This window comes from Cupriavidus sp. 09_S30 (assembly GCF_056930435.1).
Map to the genome: position 1 here is coordinate 114,597 of NZ_JBXOWI010000002.1, position 17,583 is coordinate 132,179.

The 17,583-nt window shown below is 68.6% G+C and carries 14 protein-coding genes; 7 read left to right on the forward strand and 7 right to left on the reverse strand.

Annotated elements, in window-relative coordinates; translation table 11 throughout:
• Positions 1-125 precede the first annotated feature (125 nt).
• From AC1Z3O_RS20750 to AC1Z3O_RS20770, 5 genes are all read right to left on the reverse strand, one after another.
• On the reverse strand, positions 126-938 hold the full coding sequence (locus tag AC1Z3O_RS20750) for a LytR/AlgR family response regulator transcription factor (protein ID WP_483517770.1): 813 nt from the start codon (positions 936-938) through the stop codon (positions 126-128).
• Complete coding sequence (locus AC1Z3O_RS20755) at positions 935-2,146, reverse strand: sensor histidine kinase (RefSeq protein WP_483517771.1); 1,212 nt, start codon at positions 2,144-2,146, stop codon at positions 935-937. Before AC1Z3O_RS20755 ends, AC1Z3O_RS20750 begins: the two co-directional genes overlap by 4 nt.
• Positions 2,147-2,150: 4 nt before the next feature.
• Complete coding sequence (locus AC1Z3O_RS20760) at positions 2,151-3,122, reverse strand: sterol desaturase family protein (protein ID WP_483517772.1); 972 nt, start codon at positions 3,120-3,122, stop codon at positions 2,151-2,153.
• A gap of 81 nt (positions 3,123-3,203) precedes the next feature.
• Entirely contained in the window at positions 3,204-3,866 is a 663-nt protein-coding gene (locus AC1Z3O_RS20765; protein ID WP_483517773.1) for a DUF6622 family protein, read from the reverse strand.
• Between the two features lie 44 nt (positions 3,867-3,910).
• Entirely contained in the window at positions 3,911-4,795 is an 885-nt protein-coding gene (locus AC1Z3O_RS20770) for a LysR substrate-binding domain-containing protein (RefSeq protein ID WP_483517774.1), read from the reverse strand.
• Between the two features lie 125 nt (positions 4,796-4,920).
• Between AC1Z3O_RS20770 and AC1Z3O_RS20775 the strand changes: the two genes are divergently transcribed.
• Positions 4,921-5,577 (forward strand): hypothetical protein, encoded by a 657-nt coding sequence (locus AC1Z3O_RS20775; RefSeq protein WP_483517775.1) that lies wholly within the window; start codon positions 4,921-4,923, stop codon positions 5,575-5,577.
• Positions 5,578-5,630: 53 nt separating this feature from the next.
• Here AC1Z3O_RS20775 and AC1Z3O_RS20780 read toward each other — a convergent pair whose 3' ends face one another.
• Entirely contained in the window at positions 5,631-7,007 is a 1,377-nt protein-coding gene (locus tag AC1Z3O_RS20780) for an amidase family protein (protein WP_483517776.1), read from the reverse strand.
• A gap of 199 nt (positions 7,008-7,206) precedes the next feature.
• On the opposite strand from AC1Z3O_RS20780, the gene AC1Z3O_RS20785 reads away from it, so the two are divergent.
• From AC1Z3O_RS20785 to AC1Z3O_RS20805, 5 genes are all read left to right on the forward strand, one after another.
• Positions 7,207-8,685, forward strand: a complete 1,479-nt coding sequence (locus AC1Z3O_RS20785; RefSeq protein ID WP_483517777.1) for a TolC family protein — start codon at positions 7,207-7,209, stop codon at positions 8,683-8,685.
• Between the two features lie 21 nt (positions 8,686-8,706).
• The gene (locus tag AC1Z3O_RS20790) at positions 8,707-9,909 is read left to right on the forward strand and encodes an efflux RND transporter periplasmic adaptor subunit (RefSeq protein WP_483517778.1); all 1,203 of its coding nucleotides are present in this window, start codon (positions 8,707-8,709) and stop codon (positions 9,907-9,909) included.
• Between the two features lies 1 nt (position 9,910).
• Complete coding sequence (locus AC1Z3O_RS20795) at positions 9,911-13,015, forward strand: efflux RND transporter permease subunit (RefSeq protein WP_483517779.1); 3,105 nt, start codon at positions 9,911-9,913, stop codon at positions 13,013-13,015.
• A gap of 64 nt (positions 13,016-13,079) precedes the next feature.
• Positions 13,080-13,262 (forward strand): hypothetical protein, encoded by a 183-nt coding sequence (locus tag AC1Z3O_RS20800; RefSeq protein ID WP_483517781.1) that lies wholly within the window; start codon positions 13,080-13,082, stop codon positions 13,260-13,262.
• 943 nt (positions 13,263-14,205) lie between these two features.
• On the forward strand, positions 14,206-16,173 hold the full coding sequence (locus tag AC1Z3O_RS20805) for an APC family permease (protein WP_483517782.1): 1,968 nt from the start codon (positions 14,206-14,208) through the stop codon (positions 16,171-16,173).
• A gap of 104 nt (positions 16,174-16,277) precedes the next feature.
• Here AC1Z3O_RS20805 and AC1Z3O_RS20810 read toward each other — a convergent pair whose 3' ends face one another.
• Entirely contained in the window at positions 16,278-16,703 is a 426-nt protein-coding gene (locus tag AC1Z3O_RS20810) for a universal stress protein (RefSeq protein ID WP_483517784.1), read from the reverse strand.
• Positions 16,704-16,908: 205 nt separating this feature from the next.
• Between AC1Z3O_RS20810 and AC1Z3O_RS20815 the strand changes: the two genes are divergently transcribed.
• On the forward strand, positions 16,909-17,406 hold the full coding sequence (locus tag AC1Z3O_RS20815) for a hypothetical protein (RefSeq protein ID WP_483517785.1): 498 nt from the start codon (positions 16,909-16,911) through the stop codon (positions 17,404-17,406).
• Positions 17,407-17,583: the final 177 nt, after the last annotated feature.

Below are 17,583 nucleotides of genomic sequence, written 5' to 3' on the forward strand. Positions count from 1 at the left end.
TGTCATTGATTAGCGACATTAGAGTCGCGACCCAAGTGTCTTTTGCGGGAGACATGGACTCCATTGGTGTTAACGCGCACCGGCGGGGCGGCCGCCGGCCGGGCGAGGCGCGCCGGCCCGCTTGCCTACATCCCCCGGAACAGATCCGCGTACAGCCGGCTCACGCTCAGCTTGTCGGGGTGGCCCCGCAGGCTCAGTGTGAGCTTGCCGGCGTCGTCGCGGATCGCGCTGGCAATGGCGGTGCAGCGCACGATGGTGCTGCGGTGGACCTGCCAGAAGACGTCGGGATCCAGGCGCTGCTGCAGTTCGCGCAGGGTCATGCGGATCAGGTGCTCGTGCGTGGCGGTGACGACGCGCACGTACTTGTCCGCGGCTTCGAAGTAGATCACTTCGTCGACCGGCACCATGGTGATGGTGTTGCCGGCGCTGGCCTGGATCACCTGCAGCGGCGCAGGCCTGGCCGGCGGCTGCGCGATCCCGCTCTGCAGCAGCGCGCGCAGCTGCTCGAGCGGGGCCTGCCAGGTGCCTGTACCGTCGGCCGCCTGCGCGCGGTGTCCCAGCGCGGCCTGCAGGCGCGCACAGGTCTTGGCCAGCCGCTCGGGCTGCACCGGCTTGAGCACGTAGTCGGCGGCCGCGTGCTCGAAGGCGGGCAGCGCGTAGTTGTCGTAGGCGGTGACGAAGACGACGAGCGGAAACGGTCGGCCGCCGTCGGGCCAGTCCTCGGCCACGGCCTGCGCGGCTTCCAGTCCGCTCATGCCTGGCATGCGGATGTCGAGGAAGAGCACGTCCGGCTGCAGTGCGAGCGCGCGCTCGACCGCCGTGGCGCCGTCGCCGGCCATGGCAACGATATCCAGCCCGGGCCATAGCCGTGTCAGTTGCGCGCGCAGGTCGGCGGCGAGCAGGGCTTCGTCTTCGGCAATCAGGGCGGTGGCGTTCATCGGTGGGTCAAGGGTTGGTGTTGTGCTGGCCGCGGGGCGTCGGCGCCGGGTGCGGCCTGGGCGTCCCGAGCCTCCCGGGCTTGGCGGGGTTCGCGAGCGTCCTGCGGCGCAGTGTCCGGCAGCGGCAGGCGCACGATGGCTTCCGTGCCGCCTTCGCCGTCTGCGGCGGCGCGCAGTTCCAGTACGGCGCGCTCGCCGAACAGGTGGGCCAGCCGCTCGCGCACTTGCGCGGTGCCGAAGCAGCCGGGATCGGGCGGTAGCGTGCCCAGCCCCACGCCCGTGTCGCGCACGGTGAGCACCAGCATGCCGGCTTCGCTGCGCGCCGTGAGGCGGATCCAGCCGCCTGCCACCGCGGGCTCCAGCCCATGCTTGATGGCGTTCTCCACCAGCGGCTGCAGCAGCAGCGGCGGCACCGGCAGTGCGGCCAGCGCGGGCGGCAGCTCGGTCTCTACCCGCAGGCGCTCGCCCATGCGGATCTGCATCAGGGCGAGATAGTCACCGATGCGGGCGAATTCGGCGGCGAGCGGGTGGGCGCCGGAGCGGGAGGCGTCGAGCGTGGCGCGCAGGAAGGCGATCACGTGGTTCAGCATGTCCTGCGCGCGCTGCGGGTCCTGGCCAATCAGCACGCGCAGGTTGGCCAGCGTGTTGAACAGCATGTGCGGCTCGAGCTGGGACTGCAGCAGGCGCAGCTGTGTCTGGGCTGCGCTGCGCTGCGCGGCCTGCGCGCGTGCCTCGGTGGCGGCCAGCCGGGCGCGCGAGTAGTGGAAATACGTGATGCCGACCGAGAGCGCCAGCACCACAATCATGCTCAGCATCAGAGCGCGCGGGTTGTCGAGGAAGGCCAGCCGTGGATCGGGGCCGCCGGTCAGCAGGGTGGCCAGGGCGTGGCCGCCGGCGTAGCCGAGCACGCCCGATGCCATGATCCACGGCAGCATCAGCCGCCAGTGCGGCCAGGCGCGCTCGCCGGAGACGGCAAGCCTGCCCTGCTTCCCCCCATGTTCGACCCAGCGCAGGATGACGTAGCGGCCGGCACGGATCAGCGACTGGATCATTGCGGTGATGCAGGTCGCGTAGACCAGGTTGATGCCGAACGGCTCGCGGAACATCGTGCTGAAGAACAGCGCGCAGCCCAGTGAGATGACCGCGCAGACTGTCAGTTCGCGCCCCAGGACGGACCACCGGGCGGCGGGTTTAGCGATGCCGGACATGACTTCAGCCGCCCGCCGGACCGTGGGCGGCCGGCTGTGGGACGGCCTCGGTGGGGGCTGCGCAGGCGAGGGCGTCCGCCGCAGCGCCTGCCGGGCCGCCGCTGCGCTGCCTGGCGCGCAGCGCCTCGGTCGTCTCGCCCGGGCCGTCTGGCGACCAGCCCGGGGGCATGAACAGGTAGCCCAGCACCGCGCGCGGGCTGCGCGCCGATGCCAGGTCGCGCAGCAGCGCGCGCCACTGCGCAAACTCAATGTGTAGCGGGTTGTAGCTGGTCATCGGGTGCACCAGGCCATAGCGGCAGGGCAGGTCGCGCCGCTCGGGCAGGTAGGTACCGAACAGCCGGTCGAAGACGAGCAGCACGCCGCCATAGTTTGCATCGAGGTATTCGAGGTTGGAGGCATGGTGCACGCGGTGGGCGGAGGGCGTGTTGAGGATGCCCTCCAGCCAGCCCAGCCGGGGAATCCAGGTGGCATGGATCCAGAATTGGTACAGCAGGTTGAGCGACAGCACCGCGAACACGGTGGCCGGCGGGAAGCCCAGCCAGGCCAGCGGCACGAAGAACAGCGCGGTACCGCTTGCCTTGCCCAGCACGCCGATGCGGAACGCGGCCGAGAGGTTCAGATCGTTGGGCGAATGGTGTACCGCATGATTGCACCAGAACCAGCGCATGCGGTGCGCGGCGCGGTGGTACCAGTAGTAGAAGAACTCCTGGCCGACGAAGAGCAGCAGGATGGCCGACCAGTCCGTCAGGTGCAAGGTTGCCAGCCGGTGCTCGTAGGCCAGCCGCACCAGCGGCCCCGCGATCGACAGCGGCAGGGCGATGCCGATGGCGATGCGCGCGGCCAGGTCGAGCGCCGACACGCCGAAGGCGCGCCAGTCATAGTGCTGCCGGCGCGAGAGCACGATGCCCTCGAGCAGCGCCGACAGAAAGACGGCGGGAACGGCGGTGTAGAGCAGGATGCGGTCGGGAGCGTGCATGGTTTGCCGGCTAATCGTCGTGCGCGTCGTGCGCGTCGTGCGCGAGCGTCGTTGGTGGGAAGTGGCGGGTCTGCCGCCTGTTCAGCCCGGCAGGCCCTGGGGCACCGCCGCGCGGGTCAGGCGCCAAGCCAGGAGTCCGCGTGCCAGAAAGATACCGCTGACCCCACCATAGGCGAAAGCGAAGACAATCCCTAGGTCAGTCCGCAAGGCCAGCGCAGGGTCGCGTGCCAGCGTGACGCCAGCGGCGAAGCGGACGGCGAAGGTGCACAGGATCAGCGCCAGCGGCAGCCAACTGCCCGGCACAATCAGATGGCGCTGCGCCGGCGCCCAGCGCATGCCCTGCCACAGGCCGGCGCGCCGCGCCAGGCCAAGCGCCGTGGCCAGGCTGGCCACCCACGCAGCCAGCGCCAGCGGCTGATGCGCGAACGCCGCTACCACGCCGGCGCCGGACAGCGCCACCATGAGCAGCGGCGCCGCCATGGCCCGGGTGGCGCTCATCTGCTTGGGCGAGGTCTGGGCCAGGCCATAGGCGATCAGGGCCGCGAGCAGCAGCCAGACCCAGCCGGGTGTGTGTTGGAAGATGGCGATCAGCATGGCAGGTCTCCGGGTTTGCCGCGCGGCGGGCGGGGAGCGTCCCAGCGTCGGCGCGCGTGGCGGGTGGGGTGGTGACCTGAATGATCGTTGCCATGTGCGCTTCGCGGCAGGGAATTGCGACGAAATGCCGGAGCATGTCGCCAACCGCATGGCCGCCCCGATGAAGCGCCCCGGGGCAGGAACCGGCCGGCCCGCTACCCGGCCGGCACGGCGCCGCGTTCGTCGGACGCGCAGTGCATCAACCAGTCGACGAAGTTGCCCAGCGGCCTGTCGTCCGCATCGTCGCGGTACAGGCAGTGAAACGGCGGCCCTTCGAGAAGGACCTCTTCGAACAAGGCGACCAGCCGCCCCTGGCGGATGTCGTGCTGTACCACCGCGCGTGGCGCGAGGCAGATGCCCAGGCCGCTCACGGCCGCCTGGATCAGCAGGAAGAACTCCTCGTAGAAGGGGCCGCGCAGCGTTTCTCCGACGCTGACGCCCGCCCGGTGGAACCAGTATTGCCAGGCTTGCGGCAGTCCGGCGTAGTGCAGCAACGGCGCGCCGCGCAGGTCGGACGGCGCGCGCACGGCCTGCAGCGCCGGCAGATGGGGCGCAGCGACCGGGATTGCGGCATTGGCCAGCAGGGGCCGCGATACGAAGCCTCGGCGCCGCAGGTCCGGCGTGTAGCGGCGGATGACCACGTCGCTGCTTTCGTCGATCCGCTCGATCTCCCGGTCGGGCGTGGACACCACCTGGATCTCGATGCCGGGATGGGCCGCATGAAACTGCGCGAGCCGCGGGAGCAGCCAGCCATGGGCGAAGGAAGCTGAGGTGTTGACTCTGACCTGGCGGCGGCCTGGCCCGTCGAACATCTGCTCGGTGGCTTCGGTGAGGCGCCCGATGCAGCTGGCGACGTCGACCAGGTAGTGCTGGGCACGTTGCGTCAGGCGCAGCGAGCGCCCGTCGCGCTCGAACAGCTTCTGCCCGAAGAAGCTCTCGAGCACGCGGATCTGCTGCGCAACGGCGCTCTGGGTGACGTTCAGCTCCTCGGCGGCAAGGGTCAGGCTGTTCAGCCGCCCGGCAGCTTCGAAACTGCGCAAGGCGTTCAATGGCGGCAAGCGGCGCATGGTCGGATGGCGAAGAAGTTCTACAGCGTCGGTCAGAAAAACTCGTTTGTTGCAGTGCAGCCGGATCCCTATCATAAGCGCGACAGGAGAATCCCCAAATGCTGATTCCATCGCCGCTCCCTCCCTCTGCGGCTTCGAAGCCTTCCAGCCGGCCGCTGGCGTGGATGCCGGCCCGCCGCCGCGCGATCGCACTGGCGTGCGCCGGCCTCCTGCCGATGCTGGCCGCGTGCGCGGGCCCTCCCGCGAACGAACGGGAAACCGGCAGCGGCGGCACGCTGGTGCGCTACAGCTCGCGGCAGGTCGATGTGGACCTGACCGATACGGAGCGGCAGGCGCTGCATGCCATGCGCGATCGTACCTATGCCGATGCGGCGCCGGCCCGCACGCTCGACGCCGCGGCAAGCGCGCTTGCCGCGCTCGGCTTCGCGCCCGTGTCGGTGGACAGGGAAACGGGGCTGGTGGAGGCGGGCCGCAGCGAAACGCTGGTGCCGAAGTGGCGACAGCTGCTGCGCGGTGCGCTCAAGTCCTACACCAGCATGTTTCCCGCCAAGTCCGATCATGAGCGGATGAAGGCCATCGTGCTGGTGCGGGCGGAAGAGGGCGGCCGGGCATCGGCCGTGCGCGCGCGCTTCGAGCGGACGGTGTGGGACAGCAATGGCGATTCGCGCACGAAGACCGTGCTCGAGCGCGAGGTCTACGATGGCTTCTTCGCGCAGACGGCCAAGGCGCTATGCCCCGCCGCCTGCCAGCCCTGAAGCCCGGCCGGGGATCATCGGCGCGGCGTCGATGAAACCGCCGCGCGGGCGGCTCAGCTTCCGTTTTCCTGCAGCCAGCGCGCCACGGCCAGCGGCGTGCGGTCTTCGAGCAGCGGGCCGACGATCTGCACGCCCAGCGGCAGCCCCTTCGCATCGCGGCCGACCGGCACCACCGTGGCCGGCAAGCCGGGCAGGGTGGCCAGGCCGGCCCAGGCGAGCTGGTCGCAGTAGCGCGCGGGCTCGCCGTCGATGTCGAGCGTGGTGCTCCCCCAGTCCGGCGCTTCGATGTGAGGGAAGGCGGCGGTGCCGAACGGCGGCAGCAGCACCACGTCAAAGGCCTCGAACAGGCGCCGGCACTGCGCCTGCCATTGCATGCGCCGGTCCATCAGCCCGAGCCAGGCGTGCGCGGAGATCGAGGGCGGCGCGTCCGGTCCGCCGCGCGTAGAGATGGTGAGCAGGACCTGCGCGTAGTCCTCGTGCAGGGCGGCCAGGTCGGGCAGCAGCGCGCTGGCGTGCGCGACCTCGGCGCCCGCTGCGGCGAGGCGGCCTGCGGCCGTCTCCACCGCCTGGCGCACCTCGGCGCAGGCGCGCGCGACCGGATGCGCGTCCAGCGCCAGCACACGCAGGCCCTTCATCCGGCCGCCGTGCCGCGCGGGCGGCAGGGCCAGGCGGTAGGCCGACCCGGTCTCGTGGTCGGGCCCTGCCAGCACGTCGAGCGCAAGCTCCAGATCTGCCGCGCGGCGCGCCAGCGGTCCCACCGCCGAGAGCGGGTCGGGCGCGGCCGCATAGCCCGGGAAGTCGTGGCCGCGCGTGGGCAGCAGGCCTTGGCTCGGCTTGTGGCCGCAGACGCCGCTGAAGTGGGCGGGCACGCGGATCGATCCCCCGATGTCGGAGCCCAGTTCGAGCGGCACGAAGCCTGCCGCCAGCGCCGCGGCCGCGCCGCCGGACGAGCCGCCCGGCGTGCGCGCCGGATCGTGCGGATTGCCGGTGCGGCCGTAGACGGGATTGCTGCTCTGGTAGTCGGCCAGCGCGACCGGCACATTGGTCTTGCCGAGGATCACCGCGCCGGCGGCCTTGAGCCGGGCCACGGCGACAGCATCCTCCGTGACCGGCACCTGCCGCGCGAAGGCGAAGCCCCAGGTCGTCGGCAGGCCCGCCACATTGAACGATTCCTTGACCGTCATCGGCACACCCAGCAAGGGCCGCCGCTCGCCGCGCGCCAGCGCCGCGTCGGCCGCGCGCGCCTGTGCGCGGGCACGCTCGAAGTCGCGCACGACCACGGCGTTGATGGCGCCGTCGCAGGCCTCGATCCGGGCGATGGCGGCGTCGCAGGCCTCGAGTGCGCTCCAGCGGCGTTCGGCCAGGGCCTGTGCCAGTTCGGCGGCCCCGAGGCGGGCCAGGTCGGACTGCTCGGGTGGGTGGGCGCGCATTGCTTCGCCTTCGTGGGTTGTTACCTGGAACCCCCATGATAAGTCACGGTTCCGGGAAGCCAGGCCCGGCGCCCCGGCGTGAAGAAGGGGAAACCCCTAGCCCGACCGAAAGCTATCTGTAATGTGGCGGAAAGGTCGCTGAAAGCTGTGCTTGCGATAAATGCGCCACTAAAAGATAAAAGAAGGGAAAAGCGTGTTGATGCAGACGAAACCTGCCAGCTTGGCATCGGGCGTGCTGGCATTGCTCGCCCATTTCGGCCAGCCGGTTTTCGCGGTGGAGCTGAGGGGCGATACGGATCCGGCCGCCGTGGTGCGCGCCGGCAAGCGCACGGCGGCGGCACCTGCCGCGGCCGGCGAGGGCTGGTATCGGGTCTCGGGCAGCACCGCGCCCAAGGCGGTGGCGCAGGCGCCTGTGCCGGCGCCGGCACAGACACAGGCCCCGGGCGGCGGGGAGCCGGGCCAGGAGCCGATCAAGGGGCTGGTCGGTCCGGGCTTCTCGCTGTGGGAGCTGTCGCAGGAGCTGCGCGCGAACAATCCGCAACTGATCCAGGCCCGCGCGCTGTACCAGGCCGCCAAGGCCCAGGTGCCGCAGATCGCGGCGCCGGACAATCCGCAGGTGGGGTTCATCTGGGGCAACCTGCCCAAGAACAGCCCGCTCGCGCTGGCGCGCGCCGAGCAGTTCAGCTACACGCTGACGCAGGCCTTTCCCTTCCCGGGCAAGAAGTCGCTGGCAGCGGACATTGCCAACACGCAGGCCGAATCGCTCGACGCGCAGCGTGACGCGTTGTTCCTGCAGCTCTACGCGGAGCTGAGCACTGGCTATTTCCAGGCGCTGTCGCAGAAGACGCAGCTCGACGTGCTCAAGCTCAACGTGAAGCGCCTGGAGCAGATCAAGCAGGTGGCGCGCATCCGCTATGCCAACAACGCAGCCGGCTATGTCGACTACCTGAACGCTCAAGTGGCGCAAAGCAGCGCGCAGAACGATGCCTTCACGCTGGAGCGCCAGTATGAGAACGGCCTGAAGACCATCAACACGCTGATCGGCAAGGTGCCCGGCTTCCCGATGGAGCTGCGCCAGGACGGCAGCCCGACCCGCCTGCCGGCCGTGCCGCTGGGCGAGCTGGAAGACATCGCGCTGCGCGAGCACCCAAGCGTGCGCTCTTCGCGCTACCTGGTCGAGGCGGCGGAGAAGGGCGTGCGGCTGGCGCGCAAGGCCTACCTGCCGGACTTCCAGGTCATCGGCACCTTCAACGGCAACAATCCGCCGCTGGGGTTCAAGCCGGCCAGCTATGGTATCGAGTTCGACGTGATCATCCCGCTGTACTTCTTCACCAAGGAGCGGTACGGGGTGGACGAGGCGGTGGCCAACAAGGTGGCCTCCGACGCCAATGAGCAATCCGTGCGCCAGCAGACCCTGCTGGCCGTCAACACCGCGCACAACAATCTGCGCCAGGCCGTCAACCAGATGGATTTCCTGCGCAGCCGACAGCTTCCCGAGGCGATGGCCGCCTACAAGATGGCCTTCACCAACTATGCCAACAACAACGCCGACTTTACCGACCTGCTGACGGCCAGCACCGCGCTGAAGAATGCGGAGCTGGCGGTGGCGCAGGCGGAGTCGGACGCGCGCCAGGCGTACTACACGCTGGCGGCAGCGGTTGGGCGGGAAATTCTTTGACGGTTAGCGGGATCTGAACAGATGAACAAGAATCTGATGATGGGCGCCAGCCTGGCGGTGGCGCTGGCGTGCGGCGCCGTGGGCGGCAAGTACTGGGCACAGCGCGAGGCGGCCGATGCGCTGGCGGGCGGCGCGGCGCGCGAAGGGACGGGCAATCGGGCCGGCAATATTGCCGGCAAGGGCGCGGATAGCGTGCAGGGCAAGGCGGTGGCGGCCAAGCCGCGCGTGGTGCCGACCACGCTGACGCTGCCCGAGGGCGGCTTCGATCCCAAGGTGGTCGCGAGCGCCACCTTCAGCGCCGAACCGGTGCGCATCGACATGCCCACGCCGGGCAAGCTGGCCTACAACGTGCAACAGGCCAAGCTGGCCTCGGCGCGCGTGGCCGGGCGGGTGGAGCGCATTCTCGTGTATGAGGGCGCCAAGGTACGCGCAGGCCAGCCGCTGGCCGAGCTGTATTCGCCGGACTACATCGCGGCGCAGAACGAGTACCTGCTGTCGCACAACGCCTACCACACGCTCTCGAGCAGCGACCTGAAGGAGCTGCTCGACGACGCGCGCCTGACCATGCAGTCGGCCGAGAACAAGCTGCGCGTGCTGGGTGCAACCAACGAAGACATCGCGCGCATCCGCGAGCGCGGCACCATCTCCGAGACGCTGACGATCCGCGCGCCGATCGGCGGCACCATCGTCAAGCGCGACATGGACCAGGGTTCGTACCTGAACGTGGGCGATTCGCTGATGAGCGTGATCGACACCAGCTCGATCTGGTTCACCGGCAACCTGTACGAGCAGGACATCCGCCACGTCAAGCTCGGCCAGGCCATCGAGATCGAGACGCCGGCGTATCCGGGGCGGCGCTACACGGGGCGCGTGAGCTTCATCGCGCCGAACGTGGATGCCGACACGCACACGCTGCAGGTGCGCTGCGACGTGCCCAATCCGGACGGCATGCTCAAGCCGGAGATGTACGCTACCGCGCGCATCGTGACCGGCAGCCGGGCGGCGCTGGTGGTGCCGCAGTCGGCCATCGTCAAGGACCAGGGCAAGCTGGTGCTGCTGACTCAGCCGGACGACAAGCACGTGCGCCGGCAGGTGGTGCAGGGCATGCCGCACGGCGAGGGCAAGTTCGCCGTGACCGAGGGCGTGCCGCTGGCGCAGCCGGTGCAGGTGATCACGCAGGGGGGCATGCTGCTCAACGAGCTGATGCTCAAGCAGGAGTCCTGAGATGGCCTTTTCGCCGATCCGCGCCATCATCAAGCGTCGCCTGATGATCGTCTTCCTGGCCATCGCCTTGCTGGTGGCCGGGGTGTTGAGCTTCCTGCGGCTGCCGCTGCAGGCCTATCCCGGCGTGGCGCCGGTGACCGTGCAGGCCATCACGCAGTGGCCGGGACGCAGCACGGTGGAGGTGGAGCAGCAGATCACCATCCCGGTGGAGAACGCACTGGCCAGCGTGCCGGACGTGCAGTCCTTCCGCTCGGTGTCGCTGTTCGGCCTGTCGGTGGTGACGGTCAAGTTCAAGGAGGGCGTGGACAACTTCAAGGCCCGCCAGAACTTCGTCACCTACCTGTCGCAGGCCAATCTGCCGCAGGGTGTGCAGTCTGACCTCTCGCCCGACGGCGACGCCACGGGCGAGATCCTGCGCTACCGCATCGAAGGCGACGGCGTGGACCTGACCACGCTGAAGACCTTGCAGGACTACAGCGTCTACAAGGAGATCAAGCACGTTCCCGGGGTGGCCGACATCACCGCCTTCGGCGGCATGGTCAAGCAGTACCACATCGTGCCGACGCCCGAGAAGATGCAGTCCTACGGCCTGACGCTCAAGCAGATCATCGACGCGGTGACCAGCGCCAACGCCAACACCGGCGGCGGCCTGATGAAGGCGGGCGAGCAGCAGTTTGTGGTGCGCGGCGTAGGCCTGCTGCAGACGCTGGACGACATCCGCAACGTGACGGTGTCGGTGGCCAACGGCGTGCCGGTGCGCGTGCGCGACATCGCCGAGGTGCGCGAGGGTCATGCCCAGCGCCTGGGCATGGTGCAGTTCGACCAGCATGACGACATCGTCCAGGGCATCGTGCTGATGAAGCGCGACGAGAACGCGACCGAGGTGCTGGCGCGCGTGCGCGAGAAGATCGCCGAGATCAACCGCAACGTGCTGCCCGCCAATGTCCAGGTCAAGACCTTCTACGACCGCCAGAACCTGCTCGACATCACCATGGGCACGGTCGAGCATGCACTGTTCATCGGCATCTCGCTGGTGCTGATCGTGCTGTTCATCTTCCTGGGCAGCTTCCGCGCGGCGGCCGTGGTGGCGGCGGTGATCCCGCTGGCGTTGTGCGTGTCCTTCATCAACATGGACCACTTCAAGGTGCCGGCCAACCTGATCTCGCTCGGCGCCATCGACTTCGGGCTGATCGTGGATGCCGCGGTGATCGTGATGGAAAACATCATGCGGCACCTGGAGGAGGGCAAGGCCAAGCCGGAAGACGCCATCGTCAACGCCACCGGCGAAGTGCAGCGCGCGATGATCTTCTCGACCGGCATCATCATCGTCGCGTACTCGCCGCTGTTCTTCATGGGGGGCGTGGAAGGCATCATCTTCAAGCCGATGGCCTTCACCATGGGCTTCGCGCTGCTGGCCTCCATCGTGCTGGCGCTGACCTTCGTGCCGGCCGTGACGTCCTTCGTCTTCAGCGGCACGCTGCGTCCGCACTCGCCGCGCTTCATCGAGGTGATCCTCAACGCCTATAAGCCGCTGCTGCGCGCGCTGCTCAAGCGCCCGGGCATGGTGTTCCTGACCGCCTTCGTCGGGCTGGCCGCCACGCTGTACAGCTCGCGCTACCTCGGCACCGAGTTCCTGCCCACGCTGGAGGAAAACAACCTGTGGCTGCGCGTGACGCTGCCGGTCACGACCGACCTCGACTACTCGGCCGGTCTTGCCCGCGAACTGCGCGGCTATTTCCGCGAGCAGCCGGAGGTGTCCACCGTGTCGGTGCAGATCGGGCGCCCGGACGACGGCACCGATTCCGCCGGCGTCTACAACCAGGAGTACGCGCTCTACTTCAAGCCGCGCGACGCATGGCCCAAGGGCGTGACCAAGCAGCAGGTGGTCGAGCGCTTGACCAAGCGGCTCAGCCGCATCCCGGGCATCGAGTACAACTTCTCGCAGTACATCCAGGACAACGTCAACGAGGCGCTGTCGGGGGTCAAGGGCGAGAACTCGGTCAAGATCTACGGCACCGACCTGCTCGCCCTGCAGGACATGGCCAAGGAAGTGGAGTCGGTGCTGAAGAAGGTGCCGGGCCTGGCTGACGTCGGCATCTTCAAGGAACTGGGCCAGCCCACGCTGAATATCTCGGTGGACCGCGAGAAGAGTGCGCGCTTCGGCCTCAGCGTGGAAGACGTCCAGACCGTGGTGCAGTACGCCATCGGCGGCGACCCGGTCACGCAGGTGCTGGAAGGCGAGAAGACCTTCGGCTTGACCGTGCGCCTGAACGACGTTGCGCGCAGCAGCCCGGATGTCATCGGCCGCCTGCTGGTGGATACGCCGGACGGCCAGCGCATCCCGCTGTCGATGGTGGCCAAGGTGGAAGCGACCGACGGTCCCTTCTTCATCTACCGCGAGTCCGGCAAGCGCTACATCGCCATCAAGTTCAGCGTGCGCGGGCGCGACCTGGGCAGCGCGGTGGCCGAGGCGCAGGACAAGGTGGCCAAGGCGATGGCATTGCCGGCCGGCTATACCATCTTCTGGGACGGCCAGTTCAACCAGATGAAGGTCGCCCAGAAGAAGCTCGCCGTGATCGTTCCGCTGACCATCCTGGTGATCTTCCTGCTGCTGTACAGCACCTTCGGCAACTTCAAGGATGCGCTGATGGTGGTGCTGAACGTGCCGTTCGCCGCCATCGGCGGGCTGCTGTCGCTGCACATCGCCGGCGAGACGCTGAGCATTTCGGCGGGCATCGGCTTCCTCTCGCTGTTCGGCATCGCCATCCAGGACGGGGTGATCCTGATCTCCTACGTGAACCGTCTGGCACAGTCGGATGACCTGCACGAGGCGGTGGTGGAGGGCGCTTCGCTGCGGCTGCGCCCGGTGGTGATGACGGCGATGCTGGCGGGCCTGGGCCTGCTGCCGGCGGCGCTGTCGCACGGCATCGGTTCCGAGGCGCAACGTCCGCTGGCGCTGGTGATCGTAGGCGGCATGGTGACCACCACGCTGCTGACCTTGCTGGTGCTGCCGGTGGTATTCGCCTGGGTCAACCGCCACCGCAATGGCCGGGGCGGCCCGGATGGTCCGGATGGCGCCTCGCTGACGCCGGCCGAAGCGGGCTGAGACCGGCGCGGCCAAACGTGTCCGGCTGGCGCCTGCCAGCCGGCACATCACAGGGAGAGCAGAAATGAACACCAAGAATGGAAACCGTTGCCGCCTGGCAGGTGTGCTGCTGGCATGCAGCCTGATCACCAGCCCGGTGCTGGCTGCGGGCGCGGGCAAGTCCGCGGGCGCCGGCGCGCAGAAGCCGGCCAAGCCTGCCAAGCCCGGCAACCGGAATTCCGTGCTGCCGGGCAATGTGCGCGGATGAGGCGCGCGGCTGAAGGGGGCGGCGCGGACATCGAGCGGGACGGGGCGAGGCCAACGCGGCAGGACGGCGTATTGGCCGGTGCGGTGCGCGAGGCGGTGGTGCTGACGCACTGGCGGCCCAGCGTGGCCGCCGTGCCGGCGGACCTGGCGCTGGCCGACTATCTGCTGTCGGCCTGGCAGCGATTGCGCTCGCCGAGCCGGCGGCCGCCGCCCTGCCCGCGCTGCGGCGTGGTAGGGGCGAGCGCTTGCGGCTGCGATAGCTCGGGGCTCCCGCAGTTCCTGTGCCGAGCCTGCGGGCGCCGCTTCAATCGGCTGACCGGCACCCCCATGGCGCGGTTGCGCCCGGAAAGCAAGCTGCGCGCCTTCTTCGGCCTGGCTTCACGCCACTGGTCCATCTCGGAAGCGGCGCGCCATCTAGGCGTCGGCGCGGACACCATCCATCACTGGTCGCGGCAGACGCGGCTCTGGCTGCTGCAGTCTCGATCCTTCGGGCGAATGGGAGCGCCGCGTGCAACTGGGCGTGCACTACCGCATCGGTCGGTACGGCGACCCGGCGGAGGCCGTGGCTGTGGCCGGGTGCCGCTGTGCTGTGCTCGCGCCGGCCGGATCTGGCGGGGCGGCGGGGGGCAGGCTCGTGCGCGTGTGTCCCTGTTGCGAACAGGCGATGCGTGCCTGAGCTGTCGCATTCCAGATAGGTGGGAGCGCTCCGCCGGCGTTGAGCCTGCCGAGCCCATTGAGCGCGTTGAGCGTGTTGAGCGCGTCGTGCACGACATCGCGCCCCGGCGCGTCATTGCGCACACCGGGCGGGCTGGCGCTGGGCGCGGCTAGCAGCTAGATTAGTCACATCGGGGCCCCGCTCATGCCGCCTGGCGCGGCTGGCATTGCCGGCCGGGCATCCTGCGCATCCGCTGTTGCCGTGCAGCAAGCGGGCATGGGGGATCACGATGGCGCAACAGTCCAAGTGGCGAAACCTGCTGGCTGGCCAGCCGCTGGACCCGCTGGCGCCGGGCACGCGGCACGCCATTGCCGTGCTGCCCGTGCTGGCCTGGGTGGGGCTGGGCGCCGACGGCCTGTCATCCTCCTGCTACGGCCCCGAAGAGGCCTTTCTCGCACTGGGCGCGCACACGCCGCTGGCACTGTTCCTGGCGGTGGCCACGGCGACCACGGTCTTCGTCATCGCGATCGGCTACAACCAGGTGATCGAGCTGTTCCCCAGCGGCGGGGGCGGCTACCGCGTGGCGACCGCCCTGCTCGGGCCGATGCCGGGCCTGGTCTCCGGCGCGGCGCTGCTGGTCGACTATGTGCTGACGGTCAGCACCTCGCTGGCCAGCGGCGTCGACGCCTTCTTCAGCCTGCTGCCGGTCGGGGCGCAGCCCTTCAAGCTCGCCACTGAACTGCTGATCGTCGTCCTGATGACGGGGCTGAACTTCCGCGGCATGAAGGAATCGATCCTGGTCCTGATGCCGATCTTCCTGGCCTTCGTGGTGCTGCATTTCGGCCTGATCGTGTACGGCGTCGCCGTGCATGGCGAGCGGCTTGGCGCCGTGGTGCCCGATGCCTTCGGCGAAGCATCCAGCATGTCGCAGTCGATGGGGGCGGTGGTAATGCTCGCCCTGCTGATGCGCGCGTTCTCGCTAGGCGGCGGCACGTATACCGGCCTGGAGGCGGTCTCGAACAACGTGAACATGCTGGCCGAGCCGCGCGTGACCAATGGCAAGTGGACGATGTTCTACATGGCCAGTTCACTTGCCTTCACCGCGGGCGGCATCATCCTCCTCTACATGCTGTGGCACGCCACGCCGCAGGAGGGGCAGACGCTGAACGCCGTGGTCTTCCGCAGTGTGATCGGCAACTTCGGCTTCGATTCCGCACTCCTCAACCATGGCCTGCTCGCGGTGGTGCTGGCGTCGGAAGCGGGCTTGCTGATGGTGGGTGCGCAGACTGGCTTTCTGGATGGCCCGGCGGTGCTGTCCAACATGGCCGGCGACTACTGGGTGCCGCGCCACTTCCGTGACCTCTCCGCGCGGCTGGTGCGGCAGAACGGCGTGATCGTGATGGGCGTGGCCAGCCTGCTGATCCTGCTGTGGACGCGTGGCCAGGTGGCGGTGCTGGTGGTGCTGTACAGCATCAACGTGTTCCTGACCTTCAGCATGTCGCTGTTCGGCCTGTGCGTCTACTGGTGGCGCCACCGCGCGGAGCCGCGCTGGCTGGTGCACTTCGCGCTGTCGCTGCTGGGCCTGACGGTGACGGCCAGCGTGCTGGTCATCACGCTGGTGGAGAAGTTCACGGAGGGCGGCTGGCTGACGGTGCTGGTGACGGGGCTGGTCATCGCGCTGTGCCTCTACGTCAAGCGCCACTACACTGCCACGCGTGCCGAACTGGCGCGTGCCGACGCCCTGTTCGCCGGCACCCCGCCGCTGGTCGACGCGGGGCGCCTGCGCCCGCTCGACCCGTCGGCGCCGACCGCCATCCTGCTGGTGGGCAAGCATCGCGGTGTCAGCATGCATGCGCTGCTATGGGTGGAGCGCCTGTTTCCCGGCCACTTCAAGAATGTGATTTTCCTCGCCGTGGGCGAGGTCGATGCGCAGAGCTACGAGGGGCAGGAGACACTGCACCGCCTGCAGCAGACGGTGGGCGAATCGCTGCGCTACTACGTGGCCTGCTGCCAGCGCCACGGGTTGGCAGCCGATGCGCGCGCCGCCTATGGCACGAACCCGCTGCGGGAATTCATGCGCCTGGTCGATGCGGTGACCGTCGAGTACCCGAACAGTGTCTGCTTTGCCAGCAAGCTTATCTTCAAGCACGTCAACTTCATCACGGCCTTCCTGCACAACCAGACTCCGATCGAGCTGCAGGAGCAACTGCACCTGCAGGGCAAGCAGATGGTGCTGCTGCCGATGAATGTGCAATGAGCGGAACTGACCGCACGGGCCTTCGCGTCGCCACACGCGCCGCCGCAGCTCTCCGCGGCCATCTCTCCGGCGTCTCTCCCGTTCTGCCTCGCCGGTTTCCTTTTCTACTTGACCAGGGTCACCGGCACACGCGAAAGGCGAATCAGTTTGTTCGACAGCCGTCCAACCAGCAGCTCGCCCATCGGCGAGCGTGCCGCGGTGCCCATCACGATGGCGTCGCAGTCGTTGGCAGCGGCAGTGTCGGCGATGGTCTGCGCGATGTCGCCCACCTTGACCTGCGCCACATAGCGCGCGCCGGCATCGTCCAGGATGCTGCGTGCAGCGCGCAAGGCGGCTTCGCCATCCATGGTCTCCATCCTGCGCAGCTCTTGCACCGAGTGGAAGGCGGCGGCGCGCCCCGATTCCAGCGGTGTCTGGACATTGAGCAGCACCACCTCCGAGACACATTTGTCGCGATACATGAACGCGGCGTGCCGCACCGCGTCCAGCGCATGTTTCGATCCGTTGACCGGAACCAGCACTCTGAGCATTGCCAACTCTCCTTGATCTCTCCGACCTTTTCCGTCAATGGCCGCCATTGCGCGCCTCTCTTTTGCGTTTCCTGCCTCTATCTAACGCCCGGCGGTGCAAAGATTGTGTAAAGAGTGGCGCGTGGCGCATGCAGATCGGATCAAGGCGGCCGGTGGCCTGCTTCCTCCAGGGAGCGGCTGCGGGCGGTCCGTGGCACGGCCATGCGTGAACTACCATGAGGAAGGGCCGAAGGCCGTGCGATCTCGCGCCGGCCCGCGCCGCCGCGCCATGTACCGCGGGCGCCACGGCGGCGGGGCTGCCGGTCCGCAATCGGTCGGCTATCCGTCCGCCATCGAAGAGAGGCAGCGCATGAGCACCTGCAATCAACCCCACCACGCCCACCACGACCACAAGCACGGCGCACATTGCGGCCACACGGCGATCCTGCACGAGGGCCATGTCGATTACCTGCACGACGGCCACCTGCACCATCCGCATGGCGGCCATGTCGACGAGCACCGGATCGCGGTCAGCGCGAAGAATCCTGACCAGTGCACGCCCGGGCATCACTGCGGCGGCCATGTGGACGGACACGTACACGGGCCCGGTTGCGGGCACGAGCCCGTGCCGCACGGCGACCACGTCGACTACCTCGTCGCCGGGCATCTGCACCATCCGCACGGTGATCACTGCGACGACCATGGGCCGATCGAACTGGCCTAGGTGTGAGGCGTCAAGAGCCTGAAGGCGGGATATATGGGCAAGGCCGCTCCCGCGGGGAGCGCCTGTGGGCGCCTTTTTCTTTGGGCGGTGCGTGGCTGTTATGGCCTTCTGTTGCTTGAGCCTTCTGGGTGGTCTGCCGCGCAATATGCTGATTGCAGGCCTTCGGTATTAAGCGGC